Origin of the sequence: Pseudomonas sp. p21 (assembly GCF_001642705.1) — a bacterium.
Lineage (GTDB): Bacteria > Pseudomonadota > Gammaproteobacteria > Pseudomonadales > Pseudomonadaceae > Aquipseudomonas.
In genome coordinates this window covers 413,295-428,080 of record NZ_LWBV01000002.1, presented here as the reverse complement: position 1 = coordinate 428,080, position 14,786 = coordinate 413,295, and the positions used below count along the sequence as shown (strand labels likewise).

The 14,786-nt window shown below is 63.3% G+C and carries 13 protein-coding genes; 5 read left to right on the top strand and 8 right to left on the bottom strand.

Going from position 1 to position 14,786, the window contains the following annotated elements:
- Positions 1-235: 235 nt before the first annotated feature.
- The 3 genes from betA to betI form a co-directional block, all read right to left on the bottom strand.
- On the bottom strand, positions 236-1,933 hold the full coding sequence (betA, locus tag A4C63_RS06885; RefSeq protein WP_063912044.1) for a choline dehydrogenase: 1,698 nt from the start codon (positions 1,931-1,933) through the stop codon (positions 236-238).
- Between the two features lie 78 nt (positions 1,934-2,011).
- The gene (gene betB / locus A4C63_RS06880) at positions 2,012-3,484 is read right to left on the bottom strand and encodes a betaine-aldehyde dehydrogenase (protein ID WP_025340943.1); all 1,473 of its coding nucleotides are present in this window, start codon (positions 3,482-3,484) and stop codon (positions 2,012-2,014) included.
- A gap of 39 nt (positions 3,485-3,523) precedes the next feature.
- The gene (betI, locus tag A4C63_RS06875; RefSeq protein ID WP_003259891.1) at positions 3,524-4,180 is read right to left on the bottom strand and encodes a transcriptional regulator BetI; all 657 of its coding nucleotides are present in this window, start codon (positions 4,178-4,180) and stop codon (positions 3,524-3,526) included.
- A gap of 533 nt (positions 4,181-4,713) precedes the next feature.
- Between betI and A4C63_RS06870 the strand changes: the two genes are divergently transcribed.
- Positions 4,714-6,660: a BCCT family transporter gene (locus tag A4C63_RS06870; RefSeq protein WP_256202913.1), complete on the top strand. Its 1,947-nt coding sequence runs from the start codon at positions 4,714-4,716 to the stop codon at positions 6,658-6,660.
- A 175-nt stretch (positions 6,661-6,835) separates the two neighbouring features.
- Here the strand turns inward: A4C63_RS06870 and A4C63_RS06865 are convergent, their stop codons facing one another.
- The 4 genes from A4C63_RS06865 to gpmI all read right to left on the bottom strand — a co-directional run bounded on the left by A4C63_RS06865 (position 6,836) and on the right by gpmI (position 11,990).
- Positions 6,836-7,603, bottom strand: coding sequence for a divergent polysaccharide deacetylase family protein (locus tag A4C63_RS06865; protein ID WP_063912042.1), 768 nt, complete (start codon positions 7,601-7,603; stop codon positions 6,836-6,838).
- 8 nt (positions 7,604-7,611) lie between these two features.
- Positions 7,612-8,928 carry a S41 family peptidase gene (locus A4C63_RS06860; protein ID WP_063912041.1) on the bottom strand — a complete coding sequence of 439 codons (1,317 nt, stop codon included), beginning with the start codon at positions 8,926-8,928 and terminating at the stop codon, positions 7,612-7,614.
- A 78-nt stretch (positions 8,929-9,006) separates the two neighbouring features.
- On the bottom strand, positions 9,007-10,311 hold the full coding sequence (locus A4C63_RS06855) for a murein hydrolase activator EnvC (RefSeq protein WP_063912040.1): 1,305 nt from the start codon (positions 10,309-10,311) through the stop codon (positions 9,007-9,009).
- A gap of 143 nt (positions 10,312-10,454) precedes the next feature.
- Complete coding sequence (gene gpmI / locus A4C63_RS06850; RefSeq protein ID WP_063912039.1) at positions 10,455-11,990, bottom strand: 2,3-bisphosphoglycerate-independent phosphoglycerate mutase; 1,536 nt, start codon at positions 11,988-11,990, stop codon at positions 10,455-10,457.
- A gap of 207 nt (positions 11,991-12,197) precedes the next feature.
- Between gpmI and A4C63_RS06845 the strand changes: the two genes are divergently transcribed.
- Genes A4C63_RS06845 through secB form a run of 3 tightly spaced genes read left to right on the top strand, consistent with a single transcriptional unit; the run spans position 12,198 to position 13,392 of the window.
- Entirely contained in the window at positions 12,198-12,611 is a 414-nt protein-coding gene (locus A4C63_RS06845; RefSeq protein WP_063912038.1) for a rhodanese-like domain-containing protein, read from the top strand.
- 1 nt (position 12,612) lies between these two features.
- Complete coding sequence (gene grxC, locus A4C63_RS06840) at positions 12,613-12,867, top strand: glutaredoxin 3 (RefSeq protein WP_063912037.1); 255 nt, start codon at positions 12,613-12,615, stop codon at positions 12,865-12,867.
- A gap of 39 nt (positions 12,868-12,906) precedes the next feature.
- On the top strand, positions 12,907-13,392 hold the full coding sequence (secB, locus tag A4C63_RS06835) for a protein-export chaperone SecB (RefSeq protein ID WP_013974581.1): 486 nt from the start codon (positions 12,907-12,909) through the stop codon (positions 13,390-13,392).
- A gap of 163 nt (positions 13,393-13,555) precedes the next feature.
- Here secB and trmL read toward each other — a convergent pair whose 3' ends face one another.
- Complete coding sequence (trmL, locus tag A4C63_RS06830) at positions 13,556-14,017, bottom strand: tRNA (uridine(34)/cytosine(34)/5-carboxymethylaminomethyluridine(34)-2'-O)-methyltransferase TrmL (RefSeq protein WP_063912036.1); 462 nt, start codon at positions 14,015-14,017, stop codon at positions 13,556-13,558.
- On the opposite strand from trmL, the gene A4C63_RS06825 reads away from it, so the two are divergent.
- The gene (locus A4C63_RS06825) at positions 14,016-14,453 is read left to right on the top strand and encodes a hypothetical protein (RefSeq protein WP_063912035.1); all 438 of its coding nucleotides are present in this window, start codon (positions 14,016-14,018) and stop codon (positions 14,451-14,453) included. The two genes, trmL and A4C63_RS06825, sit on opposite strands and share 2 nt — an antisense overlap.
- The last annotated feature ends 333 nt before the right edge of the window (positions 14,454-14,786 follow it).

The following is a 14,786-nucleotide window of genomic DNA, read 5'->3' as shown; positions in this document are numbered from 1 at the left end:
GGGACTTGATAGCATGTCGCTAGCAGGTCGCGTGCCAAATGATTCTAACCTGATGAATTGGCAGGCTGTAAAGCGTTTCTGCAGATGAAAAAAAGGCACCGCGGTGGGTGCCTTTTCTGGTGTTGCCTGGGCGGGCCCTTTCGCGGGTGAACCCGCTCCCACAGGTGCTGCACGGTTTCCAGACCTGTGCAAAGCCTGTGGGAGCGGCTTTAGCCGCGAAGAGGCCGGTACAGGTTTACGCCTGCTTCACTTCACGCATCGGCTTGCCCTTCACCGGTGCATCGCCCGCCACGTAGTACTTGGCAGTGCTGCGCGGCAGCGGCTTGCGGCCACGGATCTTGTCCGAGATCTTCTCGGCGATCATGATCGTGGTGGCGTTGAGGTTGCCGGTGATGATCAGCGGCATGATCGACGCATCGACCACGCGCAGGCCTTTCATGCCATGCACGCGGCCTTCGCCGTCGACCACCGCCATGTCGTCGGTGCCCATCTTGCACGAGCAGGACGGGTGGAAGGCGGTTTCGGCGTGCTCGCGGATGAACTTGTCCAGTTCTTCATCGGTTTGCACGTGCTCGCCCGGGCTGATCTCACGGCCACGGTACGGGTCCAGTGCCGGTTGGGCCATGATTTCGCGGGTCAGGCGTATGCCGTCACGGAATTCCTGCCAGTCCTGTTCGGTGGACATGTAGTTGAACAGGATGCTCGGGTGTTGGCGCGGGTCCTTCGATTTGGCCTGGATGCGGCCGCGGGCAGGCGAGCGCATGGAACCCATGTGTGCCTGGAAACCGTGTTCCTTCACGCCGTTGGAGCCGTTGTAGTTAATGGCCACCGGCAGGAAGTGGTACTGAATGTTCGGCCACTTGAATTCAGGGCGGGTACGAATGAAACCACCGGCCTCGAACTGGTTGCTGGCGCCGATGCCGGTGCCGTTGAACATCCACTCGGCACCGATGGCCGGCTGGTTCCACCACAGCAGCGACGGGTACAGCGACACCGGCTGGGTGCAGGCGTACTGCAGGTACAGTTCCAGGTGGTCCTGCAGGTTTTCGCCAACGCCCGGCAGGTCGTGCACCACCGGGATGTCGAGGCTTTCCAGCAGCGCGCGCGGGCCGACGCCGGAGCGCTGCAGCAGCTGCGGCGAAGCGATGGCGCCGGAGCTGACGATGACTTCCTTGCGGGCACGGGCTTCAACGCGTTCTTCGCTGTCGCCGACCAGGTAGGTCACGCCAATGGCGCGCTTGCCGTCGAACAGCACGCGGTCAGTCAGGGCGTGGGTGACGATGGTCAGGTTCGGGCGCTTCTTGGCCTGGTCCAGGTAGCCACGGGCGGTGCTGGAACGGCGGCCGTTCTTGGTCACGGTACGGTCCATGGGACCGAAGCCTTCCTGCTGGTAGCCGTTGAGGTCTTCGGTGCGCGGGTAACCGGCCTGCACGCCGGCTTCGACCATGGCGTGGAACAGCGGGTTGTTGCCCGCTTTTGGCGTGGTCACGCTGACCGGGCCTTCGCCGCCGTGATAGTCGTTCGGGCCGATGTCGCGGGTTTCGGCTTTACGGAAGTACGGCAGGCAGTCCAGGTAGGTCCAGTCTTCCAGGCCTGGCAGTTCTGCCCAGCCGTCGAAGTCCATGGCGTTACCGCGGATGTAGCACATGCCGTTGATCAGCGACGAGCCGCCCAGGCCCTTGCCGCGACCACATTCCATGCGGCGGCCGTCCATGTACGGCTCCGGGTCGGTTTCGTAAGCCCAGTTGTAGCGGCGGCCCTGCAGCGGGAAGGCCAGGGCGGCCGGCATCTGGGTGCGGAAGTCGAAACGGTAGTCCGGGCCACCGGCCTCCAGCAGCAGTACGGTGACGCCGGCGTCTTCGGTCAGGCGGGTCGCCAGGGTGTTACCGGCAGAGCCGGCACCGACGATGATGTAATCGAATTCTTGGGACATGAAAGTACCCTCGTGTTGGCGGTGATCAGGGAGCGGGAACGCCCGTGCCAAGCGGCACGGGCGGGGCTGGACAGGGCCTTAGAAGACCGAGTTGTAGCCGCCCAGCTCGACCTGGACCGACTTGATGCGAGTGTATTGAGCCAGCGAGCTGACGCCGTTCTCACGGCCGACACCCGACTGCTTGTAACCACCGACCGGCATTTCGGCCGGCGATTCGCCCCAGGCGTTGATCCAGCAGATACCGGCTTCCAGCTTGTGGATGATGCGGTGGGCGCGGGTGATGTCGTTGGTGCACACACCGGCGGCCAGGCCGTATTCGGTGTCGTTGGCGCGACGGATGACTTCTTCTTCGGTTTCGTAGGTGAGGATGCTCATCACCGGGCCGAAGATCTCTTCCTTGACGATGGTCATGTCGTCGGTGCAGTCGGTGAACACGGTCGGGGCCACGAACGCGCCCTTGGCGAAATCACCGGCGGTCAGGCGCTCGCCGCCGCACAGCACGCGGGCACCTTCTTCCTTGCCCTTGGCGATGTAGCCGAGCACGCTTTCCATGTGCTGGAAGCTGACCAGCGGGCCGAAGTTGGTGTTTTCGTCTTCCGGGTTGCCAGCGCGGATGCGGGCAACGCGTTCGACGATCTTGGCTTCGAAGGCAGCCTTCATTTCAGCCGGGATGAACACGCGGGTGCCGTTGGTGCACACCTGGCCCGAGCTGTAGAAGTTGGCCATCATGGCGATGTCGGCGGCCTTGTCCAGGTCGGCGTCGGCGCAGATGATCAGTGGCGACTTGCCGCCCAGTTCCATGGTGACTTCCTTGAGCGACGAGCTCGAGGCGCTGGCCATGACCTTCTTGCCGGTGGTGGTGCCGCCGGTGAAGGAGACTTTTTCGATGCGTGGGTGTTCGGTCAGCCAGGTGCCAACTTCGCGTCCGCTGCCGGTCAGAACGTTGAACACGCCGTTTGGCAGGCCGGCTTCGGTGTAGATCTCGGCCAGTTTCAGGGTGGTCAGCGAGGTGACTTCCGACGGCTTGAAGATCATCGCGTTGCCGGCGGCCAGGGCCGGGGCGGATTTCCACAGGGCGATCTGGATCGGGTAGTTCCAGGCGCCGATACCGGCGGTTACGCCCAGCGGCTCGCGGCGGGTGTAGACGAAGGACGATTCACGCAGCGGGATCTGCTCGCCTTCGATGGCCGGAACCAGGCCAGCGTAGTACTCCAGCACGTCGGCGCCGGTGACGATGTCGACGTAGCGGGTTTCCGAGTACGACTTGCCGGTGTCCAGGGTTTCCAGCATGGCCAGCTCGTCGTTGCGCTCGCGCAGGATCTCGACGGCGCGGCGCAGGATGCGCGAACGCTGCATGGCGGTCATCGCGGCCCAGACTTTCTGGCCACGCTCGGCGCTTTCGACGGCCTTCTCGACGTCAGCCTCGGTGGCACGTTGCACGTGGGCGAGGACTTCGCCGGTAGCCGGGTTGATGGCTTCGAAGGTGGCATCGCTGCCAGCGTCGACGTAAGCGCCATCAATGTAGAGTTTTTGCGTTCCGAAACGGGCCATAGTGTCCTCGCAAGTGCAGTGTGTGGTTTGGCTTGCGCGTCACGCTCCTGCCGGGTTGGCAAGGGCCGTGCGCGGTTGTTCAGCGGCCTGGTCGTTTGTACCCAGGGTGTGCTGTTTAGCCAGTTGTAGATCCATGTATTCGTAAGCAATCCGTATCGCCTGGTCAGTGTCGAATGCATCACCCGACAGGGCGCCACGCAGCCACAAGCCGTCGATCAACGCCGCCAGGCCGCGGGCTGCCTTGCGCGCATGGTAGAGCGGCAGGGCGCGGCGGAACTGGCAGCACAGGTTGGAATACAGGCGGTGGTCGTTGATCCGCTGCAACCTGTGCAAATCGGGCTGGTGCATGCTGGAAGCCCAGAAGGCCAACCAGGTTTTCATCGCCGGGCCGTTCACCTGGCTGGCATCGAAGTTGCCCTCGATGATCACTTTCAGGTGGGCGCGCGGGCTGTCGTCCGTCAGGGCCTGGCGACGTGCTCTGACACCTTCGTTGAGCATGTTCATGATGTAACCCATCGTCGCTGCGATCAGGCCGTTCTTGTCCCGAAAGTAGTGACTGATGATGCCGTTCGACACACCGGCCAAACGGGCAATCAGCGCAATGCTGGCGTCCCCCAGTCCGACCTGATCGACCGCCTGCAACGTGGCTTCGATCAACTGCTGGCGGCGGATGGGTTGCATACCGACCTTGGGCATCTTGCTATCTCCTCAGGCCTGCGAGCAGACGACGGGCGGCTGACTCGGCGAAGGCCAGTCTATTTTGTTTTGATTGAACGTTCAATCAATAAAGAATAAGCTCTGCGACAATTTGTGCCATTGACAGTTTTTCAGGCGGTCGAGAAGGCATGGATTGACACCCCAGGAAATCGCGTAACCCCCGGAATACAAGGCGTTGACGGGCATGAGCGATGCGAAATGCAGATTCTGCCGTGCGGTCATGGACCCTGCGGCGGGCCCTTGGAGCGGGCGGGGTGATCTGTGACGAATGCGCGCACCTCGGCTGAGGCGTGGCATTTTCAGCAGGCCACCTGTCTGTTTTTTTGCAACGTATCGATTCGGGATCACGGTTTCCAGGGTGCTTTTATAACACCTGATGCAGTGGGGATATTCCACCAATTGCTCGGGAAAGACTGATTAGCCTCCAAAGCCGCACTGCCCGGAGCATTCGTGCAATGAGTTCTGCCTCACTTACCAACCCTCCGGCCGAGAGGGTACGGGTCAACCGCGTGGTGTTCTTCACCTCCGCGCTGATGATCCTCGTTCTGACTGCCTTGCTGATCGCTGTACCCGAAACCGCCGGCCAAGTGCTGGGCGTGGCCCAGAAATGGCTGACGCGCACCTTCGGCTGGTACTACATGCTGGTAATCGGCGGTTACCTGCTGTTCGTCATCTACCTGGCCTTCTCCGACTACGGCAAGCTCAAGCTTGGCGGCAAGGATGACCAGCCCGACTTCAGCTATGGCGCCTGGGCCGGCATGCTGTTCTCCTCCGGTATCGGCATTTCGCTGCTGTATTTTGGCGCTTCCGAGCCGCTGGACCACTACTTCAACCCGCCAGAAGGCACCTCTGCTAGCCTCGACGCCGCGCGCCAGGGCCTGCAGCTGACCTTCCTGCACTGGGGCCTGCATGGCTGGGCGATCTACGCCCTGGTCGGCCTGGCCGTGGGTTACTTCGCCTACCGCCACAACCAGCCGCTGGCCCTGCGCTCGGCGCTGTACCCGCTGGTTGGTGAGCGTTGGGTCAAGGGCGCTGCCGGCAATGCCGTGGACATCTTCGGCATGTTCGTCACCCTGCTGGGCCTGGTGACCAACCTGGGCATCGGCTCGATGCAGGTGGCCTCCGGCCTGGAGTACCTGTTCGGCATGGACCACAGCAAGACCAACCTGCTGGTGGTGATCCTGGTCATGGCCGGCGTTGCCACCGTGGCGGCGGTCTCGGGTGTGGAAAACGGCATTCGCCGCTTGTCCAACCTGAACATCGTGCTGTTCAGCGGCCTGTTGATCTTCGTCCTGCTGGGCGGCGAAACCCTGCACCTGCTCAACGGCTTCGTGCAGAACATCGGTGACTACCTGAACGGCATCGTGCTGAAAACCTTCGACCTCTACGTGTATGAAGGCGAAGCCGGCAAGTCCGAGCGCTGGCTGGGCCTGTGGACCGTGTTCTACTGGGCCTGGTGGATCTCCTGGGGCCCGTTCGTCGGCATGTTCATTGCCCGTATCTCCAAGGGCCGCACCGTGCGCCAGCTGGTCAGCGGCGTGCTGCTGATCCCGCTGGGCTTCACCCTGGCCTGGCTGTCGATCTTCGGCAACACCGCGCTGGACCTGGTGATCAACCAGGGCGCCGTGGAACTGGGCAAGACCGCCCTGGAACAGCCGTCGATGTCGATCTACCAGCTGCTGGAATACTTCCCGGCGGCCAAGATCGTGATCGGTGTGGCGGTGTTCGTCGGCTTCGTGCTGTTCCTTACCCCGGCCGACTCCGGCGCGGTGATGATGGCCAACCTGTCGTGCAAAGGCGGCAAGGTCGACGAAGACGCCCCGCACTGGATGGTGGTGTTCTGGTCGCTGGTCATCACCCTGGTCACCATCGGCCTGCTGTTCGCCGGTAACTTCGAAGCCATGCAGACCATGGTGGTGCTGGCAGGCCTGCCGTTCTCGGTGGTGCTGGTGCTGTTCATGTTCGGCCTGTACAAAGCCATGAAGCAGGACGTGGCAGTGGAAAGCGAGCGCGCCGAGCTGGCCGCCCGTGGTCGTCGTGGCTTCAGCGAGCGCCTGACCCAGCTGGAGCTGCAGCCGACCCAGGCCGTGGTGCAGCGTTTCATGGACAAGCATGTCAGCCCGGCGCTGAAAGAAGCCGCCGCGCAGCTGCAGACCTTGGGCTTCGAGGTGGAAACCCGGGTTGGCCAGTCGCGCAACACGATGGGCCTGCGGGTGATGATGGAAGAGGGCAACCCGTTCGTCTATGAAGTGAGCCTGGACGGTTACCTGGCCGCACCGAGCGAAGCGCCGGTGGAAGGCGAGCCGGAAGTGCGCCAGCGCTTCTATCGTGCCGAGGTGTACCTGCACGATGGCAGCCAGGAGTACGACCTGATGGGCTTTGCGCCAGAGCAGATCGTGCGTGATGTGCTGGACCAGTTCGAAAGCCACCGCCAGTTGCTGGGGCGTGTGTATAGCTGATCGCTGTTGAGGCAAAACAAAACCCCGCTCATCTGAGCGGGGTTTTTTGTTGGGGCCGCTTTGCGGCCCTTCGCGGGCACGCCCGCTCCCACAGGGTTGTCACTGGCCTCGAAACCTGCGCGATTCCCGTGGGAGCGGGCGTGCCCGCGAAGGGCTGCAAAGCAGCCCAGGTTTCTCAGCGATTGGTGTAGCGGCCATTCTTGCCATGCCCCGGCATCGCCTGATTGCTGCGCACGGCAATCATCTGCTTGAGCCTGATCAACTCGATGCCCTGGCTCCTGAGCCTTGGCAACTCTCGTTCCAGCACTTCCAGGGTCTGTGGATAAGGATGCCCGATCAGCACCGCCGACCCCTGCCTGCGCGCCAGGGCGATGCCCTGCTGCAACTGCCCGGCAATCGCTTCAGTGGTGCGCACATCATCAAGGAACACATCACGCGAAACGTGGGCCAGGCCGATGCGCTGGGCTTCGGCTGCGGCCACGGTGGCGGCGCTGGTACGGCTGTCGACGAAGAACAGGTGACGTTGCTGCAGCTCACCCATCAACCAGGCCATGGGCTCACGCTGCGCCGTCATGCGGCTGCCCATATGGTTGTTGATGCCGGCGGCGTACGGCACCTTGGCCAGGGCTGCGTCCAGGCGTTTGGCCAGCTCTTCGATCGGCGTGCCAGGGTGCCAGGCATAGGGCCCGGTGGCCGGGTCCATGGGCATGTGCAGGATTACCGTCCTGCCGGCCTTGTGCGCCTGGCGGGCGAAGTCGGTGGCATGCGGGGTATCGGGCATGATCGCCATGGTCACCGGGCCGGGCAGGGCCAGGGTGCGGCTGTCGCGCTCGCTGCTCTGGCCCAGGTCGTCGATGATGATGCTCATGTAGGCCTTGCCGGCCGGCGCCGCTTGCGCGACCCCGGCCATCAGGCAGAACAGCAGACACAGCAGATAACGCATGGGGTGGATCAGTCGCCCTTGGTGATGTTCAGGCCTTTGAGCAGGCTCAGGGCCTGGCTCAGCTGGAAGTCGTCATCCTGCGGGCGCTCCTTGCGCTTGCCGCTGCCAGTCGGGCGGTCGGCGCCGCCGTTGCCGTTGCCCAGGTGGCCTTGCAGGTCGGCTTCCTTGAAGTTTTCGGTGTCGGCTTCGGCGGTGAGCTTGGCCGGGCGCACTTCGATGTCGGGGACGATGCCCTGGGCCTGGATCGAGCGGCCATTGGGGGTGAAGTACAGCGCGGTGGTCAGCTTCAGCGCGCGGTCGTTGGCCAGTGGCAGCACGGTTTGCACCGAGCCCTTGCCGAAGCTGTCGGTGCCCATCAGCACTGCGCGTTTCTGGTCTTGCAGGGCGCCGGCGACAATTTCCGAGGCCGAGGCGCTGCCGCCGTTGATCAGCACGACCAGTGGCACGCCGTTGCTGGCGTCGGCCGGGTCGGCCGAGAAGCGCAGCTCGGAGTTGGCGATGCGGCCCTTGGTGTAGACGATCAGGCCTTTGGTCAGGAAGTGGTCGGCCACTTCCACCGCCGACTGCAGCACGCCGCCCGGGTTGTTGCGCAGGTCCAGCACCACGCCGCGCAGCTTCTTGCCGTTGTCCTTGCGCAGCTTGGCCAGGGCCTTGCCGACTTCGTCGCCGGTCTTGACCTGGAACTGGGTGATGCGGATGTAGCCGTAGTCGTTCTCCAGCAGCTGGCTCTTCACGCTCTTGACCTGGATGACCGCGCGGGCCAGGGTCACGTCGAAGGGGGTGCCGCCGTCGCGCACCAGGGTCAGGGTGATCTTTTCACCGACCTTGCCGCGCATCTTGTCGACCGCTTCGGTCATGGTCTGGCCACGGGTCGGGGCGCCGTTGATCTTGACGATCAGGTCGCCGGCCTGCACGCCAGCACGCGAGGCCGGGGTGTCGTCGATCGGCGAGACCACCTTGATGAAGCCGTCTTCCTGGCCCACTTCGATGCCCAGCCCGCCGAACTCGCCGCTGGTGCTTTCCTGCAGCTCCTGGAAGTCCTCGGGGCCGAGGTACGCCGAGTGCGGGTCGAGGTTGCTGAGCATGCCCTTGATGGCATTTTCCAACAGGGTTTTGTCATCCACCGGCTCTACATAGGCCGCCTTGATGCGGTCCATGACCTCGGCGAAGGTGCGTAGCTCTTCAAGCGGCAGTGGCGCCTTGGCGGTCACCTCGGTGGCCGGTACTGCGGCTGGCTTGGCCGGCTCCGCGGCAGTAACCAGGGGCGCGCCGACCGCCAAGGCGATGGACAGGGCCAGCTGGGTGAGGCGAGGCGAGTGCAGCATGTCGAACGAACTCCTGATCCTGGAAGCGCTCCCTGGGGAGCATCGGCGCAGCCCGCAGGCTACGCCGTAGAAATTTGACTAGCCCCGGCACCACTGCGAAGGGTCGGTAGGCCGGCCCTGCTGGCGGATGGCGAAGTACAAGCCGGCAGCGTCCTGGCCGCCGCTGTCGCCAACGGTGGAAATGGCCTCGCCGGCCTTGACGATATCACCGGCGCTCTTGAGCAGGCTCTGGTTATGGCCGTACAGGCTCAGGTAACCGTTGCCATGGTCGAGAATGACCAGAAGCCCGGCACCGCGCAACCAGTCGGCGAACACCACGCGCCCGCCGTGCACGGCGCGTACCTGGGTGCCCGGGTTGGCGCTGATCATCACCCCGTCCCACTTGGCACGGGCATCGCTGCCGCGGGCATCACCGAAGCGTGCAAGCAATCGACCATTTACTGGCCAGGGAAGTTTTCCCCGTGCGGCAGAAAATGCGCCGCCGTAGCTCGCGCCGTCGCTGGAAACCATCGGGCCCAGGGTGGTGCGGGCCTTTTTCGGCGGCTCCACCGGTTCGCGGGCCTGTTCGCGGGCGGCAGCGGCGGCCAGGGCTTCCTGCTGGCGGCGTTTTTCCGCTTCCTGCTGGGCCAGCAAGGCCTTCTTGCGTGCTTCTTCGGCCTCGCGGGCCTGGCGGGCGAGGGTTTCCTCGATGGTCTTGAGGACTTTGGACAGGTCGGCCTGGTCCTGCTCGCGCGACTGCAGCTTCTGGTCGCGGTCCTTCATGTCGCTGTTGAGCTTGGCCAGCACCTGTTGGCGCTTGCCGCGCTCGGTTTCCAGGGCCTGGCGGCGGCTGTCTAGGTCGGCGTGCTGGGCCAGCAGCTGTTGCTGCTGGGTGGCGATTTCCTGTTCGACGTTGGCCAGTTGGCGCAGGGTCTCGTTGAAGGTGCGCAGTTGCTCCAGGCGCGCCTTGCTCAGGTAGTCGTAGTAGGTGAGGGTGCGGGCGAACTTCTCGGGGTTCTGCTGGTTGAGCAGCAGCTTGAGGTATTCCTCGCGGCCATTCTGGTAGGCCGAACGGGCCTGGATGGCGATCAGTCGCTGTTGTTCAACGCGGGCGCTCTGGAGTTTTTTTTTCTCGGTATCAAGGCGCTCCAGCTCGCCCTCGGTCTTTTTTAGTTCTTGCTGCAGGGCCTCCACCTGCTTTTCGAGGTTGCCGATATCGGTCTCGGTAGCTTTGAGGTCCTTTTGCACACCGGCCTTTTCTTCCTGGAGCTTGCCCAGCGTCTTCTTGAGCTCGGCAATGTCCTGGCGGGTGGCGTCCAGTTGCTGCTGGGTCTGCGCACGCTCATCGGCAAAGGCCGGGCTGAGCAGGCAAGACAGGGCTAGGAGGATCAGGGCGCGAAGCATGGGGTTTGGCGTACCAAGGATGGAGACTGGCCTAGTATGCCCGCCCGGGCGGGCAAAAAAAACGCCTCGCTGCGGGTGCAGAGGGGCGTTTGTCTGGAATTCATGTGTTATTGGGGCCGCAGAGCGGCCCCAATAACACAGAATCAGGCGTCGACCAGGATGGACGTACCGGTCATTTCCACCGGCTTTTCCAGCCCCAGCAACTTCAGCATGGTAGGCGCCACGTCGGCCAGCACGCCGCCGTCACGCACCTTGACGTTGCGCTTGCCTACATAGATGAACGGTACCGGCTCGGTGGTATGTGCGGTGTGCGCCTGGCCGGTGCACTCGTCTTCCATCTGCTCGACGTTGCCGTGGTCGGCGGTGATCAGCGCTTCGCCGCCGACCTTGTCCAGCGCTTCGACGATGCGGCCGACGCAGCCATCCAGGGCCTCGACGGCCTTCACCGCAGCTTCGAACACGCCGGTGTGACCGACCATGTCGCCGTTGGCGTAGTTGACCACGATCACGTCGTAACGCTGTTGCTCGATGGCCTCGACGATGCGGTCGGTCACCTCTGGCGCGCTCATTTCCGGCTGCAGGTCGTAGGTGGCGACCTTCGGCGACGGGATCAGGATGCGCTCTTCGCCTTCGAACGGCTCTTCGCGGCCACCGGAGAAGAAGAAGGTGACGTGGGCGTACTTCTCGGTCTCGGCGATGCGCAGTTGGGTCTTGCCGTTCTTCGCCAGGTACTCGCCCAGCACGTTGTTCAGGCTCGCCGGGGCGAAGGCGGCAGGGGCCGGGATCTTCGCCGAGTACTGGGTCAGGCCGATGTAGGCCGCCAGTCGTGGCAGGCGGGCGCGCGGGAATTCGTTGAAGTCGGCTTCGACGAACACGCGCGACAGTTCGCGGGCACGGTCGGCGCGGAAGTTCATGAAGATCACCGCGTCGCCGTCTTCGACCTTGACTGCTTCACCGATGCGCGTGGCCTTGACGAACTCGTCGCTCTCTTCGCGGGCGTAGGCCGCTTCCAGGCCAGCCAGGGCGGTGTCGGCGGTGTATTCGGCAGCGCTGTCGACGATCAGGTTGTAGGCAGCGCTGACGCGGTCCCAGCGGTTGTCGCGGTCCATGGCGTAGTAGCGGCCGATCAGGCTGGCGATGCGGCCCTTGCCCAGCCTGGCGAAGGTGGCGTCGAGCAGTTCGATGGACGACTGCGCGCTGCGTGGCGGCGTGTCGCGGCCATCGAGGAAGGCGTGCAGGTAGATCTTCTCTGCGCCGCGCTGCGCGGCCAGTTCAGCCATGGCCACCAGGTGGTCCTGGTGGCTGTGTACGCCGCCATCGGACAGCAGGCCGAGGATGTGCACGGCCTTGCCGGCACTGGCTGCCTTGTCCACGGCGCCGGTCAGTACCGGGTTCTCGAAGAACTCGCCGTCGCGGATGGCCTTGGTCACCCGGGTGAAGTCCTGGTACACCACGCGGCCGGCGCCGAGGTTCATGTGACCGACTTCGGAGTTGCCCATCTGCCCGTCCGGCAGGCCGACATCCATGCCAGAGCCGGAAATGAGGCCATGCGGCTGGCTGGCGCGCAGGCGGTCATAGACCGGTGTGTTGGCGGCATAGATGGCATTGTATTCGGGGCTTTCGCTGTGGCCGAAGCCATCCAGGATGATCAGGACCAGGGGTTTGGGCGTACTCGTCATCAATCAAACTCACGGTTGTTCAAAGATGATAAAGACACGCATTTTAGGGCAAATGCGCCACCGGCGGCGAATATTCGTCCCATTCCCCCGACCGGCGCGCACGTGCCAGCAATGTGCAGGTGGCTTTGCCGCCGGCCCGCCGGGCTTTGGTGGCAATAAGGGGCTGTGTATACTGGCCGGCATTTTCAATCGCGTGGAACACCCCAGATGGTTGCTAACCTGATTCAATTTGCGACAAACCACTACATCCTGGTGGCGATCTTCGTTGTCTTGCTGGTCGCGCTGCTGGTCAACGAAATCCGTCGCGGTGGCCAGAGCCTGAGCAACGGCCAGCTGACTGCCCTGGTCAATGCCGATAAAGCCCTGGTCATCGACATCCGCCCGGCCAAGGAATACTCCGCCGGTCACATTGTCGGTGCGCTGAACATCCCGCAGGACAAGCTGGCCAACCGCATGACCGAGCTGGACAAGCACAAAGAGAAGACCCTGATCGTCGTCGACTCGATGGGCCAGCAGTCCGGCACCATCTGCCGCGAGCTGCTCAAGGCTGGTTACAACGCCGCCAAACTGAGCGGTGGCGTTTCCAGCTGGAAAGCCGATAACCTGCCCCTGGTGAAGTGATATGAAGCCCGTCATCGTCTATTCCAGCGACTACTGCCCCTACTGCATGCGCGCCAAGCACCTGCTCGAGAGCAAGGGCGTGGCCTTCGAGGAAATCAAGGTCGACGGCAAGCCGCAGGTTCGCGCCGAAATGAGCCAGAAGGCCGGCCGTACATCGGTGCCGCAGATCTGGATCGGCAGCACCCATGTCGGTGGATGCGATGACCTCTATGCCCTGGAGCGTGCCGGCAAGCTCGACGCGCTGCTGGCGGCCTGATTTGCACTGCATTCAAAAACATTAGGATAAGGATCTGCCATGACTGACCAACAGACCAACGGCGCTGCTGCAGAAGACAACAGCCCTCAGTTCTCCATGCAGCGCATCTATGTGCGCGACCTGTCGTTCGAGGCCCCGAAAAGCCCGCAGATCTTCCGCCAGACCTGGGAGCCGAGCGTAGCCCTGGACCTGAACACCAAGCAGAAAGCCCTGGAAGGTGACTTCCACGAGGTGGTGCTGACCCTGTCGGTTACCGTCAAGAACGGTGACGAAGTGGCCTTCATCGCTGAAGTGCAGCAGGCCGGTATCTTCCTGATCAAGAACCTGGACGCGGCTTCGATGAGCCACACCCTGGGTGCGTTCTGCCCGAACATCCTGTTCCCGTACGCCCGCGAGACCCTGGACAGCCTGGTGACCCGCGGTTCGTTCCCGGCCCTGATGCTTTCGCCGGTCAACTTCGACGCCCTGTACGCGCAAGAAATGCAGCGCATGCAGGAAGCTGGCGAAGCGCCGACCGTGCAGTAATAGCTGCTGGTATCAAGAAAGCGCCTCTCGGGGCGCTTTTTTGTTGCCTGTGCCGCCCCCTTCGCGGGTAAACCCGCTCCCACAGGTACAGCGCTGCCCTTGAGGTTGGCTTGGTTACTGTGGGAGCGGGTTTACCCGCGAAGAGGCCGGCACAGGCTATAGCTCAGCTCCCGGCAAACCCATTCTGCCGCCACGCCTCATACACCGTCACTGCCACGGTATTGGACAGGTTAAGGCTGCGGCACCCCGGCCGCATCGGCAGGCGCAGGCGTTGTTCGGCCGGCAGGCTGTCCAGCACTTCGGTCGGCAAGCCACGGCTTTCGGGGCCGAACAGGAAGGCATCGCCCGCCTGGTAGGCCACTTCGTGGAACGGGTGCGAGCCCTTGGTGGTGAAGGCGAACAGCCGTGGGTTGCCCAGGCTTTCCAGGCATCCGGCCAGGCTCTCGTGGCGCTTGAGCGTGGCATACTCGTGGTAATCCAGCCCCGCACGGCGCAGGCGCTTGTCATCCAGTTCGAAGCTGATGGGTTCGATCAGGTGCAGGTCGCAGCCGCTGTTGGCGCACAGGCGAATGATGTTGCCGGTATTCGGCGGAATTTCTGGTTGAAAAAGGATGACGTGAAACATGCACGGCTCCAAGCGTGAAGATGACGGGCATTCTACCCCTGAACCGGACGTGCGTTCGAAGGCGTTCCCGCGGATGATGCTGTCGCTGGCAATCGTCGGCTTGATGGTAGGGCTGATGATCGGCCGGCTGACCACGCCGGACGAGCGCGAGCTGCAACAGGTGGAGGTGGTGCAGGATGGCCTGGAGCTGTGGTTCAACGAAGAGCCTCAGCTGCATGGCGAGAATGTGGAAGGTACGGTTGCGCTGTTGTTCCAGGCGCAGGGCAAGGCCCGGCAAGGGCAGTTGAGCCTGCAAGGCAAGCCTGTGAGCTGGCGGGTGCAGAAGAGCAAGGAAGGCTTGTTGCTGACGCTGGTGGCCGCGCGCCCCCTGCACGGCGAGTGGGCCGGTGCAGAGGACGCTGGGCGCTGGCGGGTGCAGGTTAAACTGCACGAATAAAAGAGGGGATATCCCGGCCTGCCTGTACCAGGGTCCCCGAAAGGGGTACTGCGTATAAAGGGGGGATGGCCCGGCCTGCCTGTACCGAGGTCCCCAAAACTGGCGATGTTGCGAATAAAAGAGGGGTTCACCCGGCCTGCCTGTACCAGGGCCCCCGAAACTGGAGATGTATTAGGTATTGCAGGGGGCGTGCCAGTTTTGCAAAGCCCGTGAATATTGGGTTTTAAGGGTGAATTAGCCGTTTTTTGAGGGGATTTGTGCCTTCGTGAGGTGCGTCGGGCACAGGAACGGTGCATGGAGCCGATATCTGTTCTGGTTCTACAAACGCATTCG

What these genes read in the sequence shown, in the direction of transcription:
- betB (WP_025340943.1), bottom strand. Translation starts at nt 3,484, where the DNA reads ATGGCCCGTTTCGGAACGCAAAAACTCTACATTGATGGCGCTTACGTC.
- trmL (WP_063912036.1), bottom strand. Translation starts at nt 14,017, where the DNA reads ATGTTTCACGTCATCCTTTTTCAACCAGAAATTCCGCCGAATACCGGC.
- A4C63_RS06865 (WP_063912042.1), bottom strand. Translation starts at nt 7,603, where the DNA reads ATGCGTTATCTGCTGTGTCTGCTGTTCTGCCTGATGGCCGGGGTCGCG.
- secB (WP_013974581.1), top strand. Translation starts at nt 12,907, where the DNA reads ATGACTGACCAACAGACCAACGGCGCTGCTGCAGAAGACAACAGCCCT.
- A4C63_RS06860 (WP_063912041.1), bottom strand. Translation starts at nt 8,928, where the DNA reads ATGCTGCACTCGCCTCGCCTCACCCAGCTGGCCCTGTCCATCGCCTTG.
- betI (WP_003259891.1), bottom strand. Translation starts at nt 4,180, where the DNA reads ATGCCCAAGGTCGGTATGCAACCCATCCGCCGCCAGCAGTTGATCGAA.
- gpmI (WP_063912039.1), bottom strand. Translation starts at nt 11,990, where the DNA reads ATGACGAGTACGCCCAAACCCCTGGTCCTGATCATCCTGGATGGCTTC.
- A4C63_RS06845 (WP_063912038.1), top strand. Translation starts at nt 12,198, where the DNA reads ATGGTTGCTAACCTGATTCAATTTGCGACAAACCACTACATCCTGGTG.
- betA (WP_063912044.1), bottom strand. Translation starts at nt 1,933, where the DNA reads ATGTCCCAAGAATTCGATTACATCATCGTCGGTGCCGGCTCTGCCGGT.
- grxC (WP_063912037.1), top strand. Translation starts at nt 12,613, where the DNA reads ATGAAGCCCGTCATCGTCTATTCCAGCGACTACTGCCCCTACTGCATG.
- A4C63_RS06825 (WP_063912035.1), top strand. Translation starts at nt 14,016, where the DNA reads ATGCACGGCTCCAAGCGTGAAGATGACGGGCATTCTACCCCTGAACCG.
- A4C63_RS06855 (WP_063912040.1), bottom strand. Translation starts at nt 10,311, where the DNA reads ATGCTTCGCGCCCTGATCCTCCTAGCCCTGTCTTGCCTGCTCAGCCCG.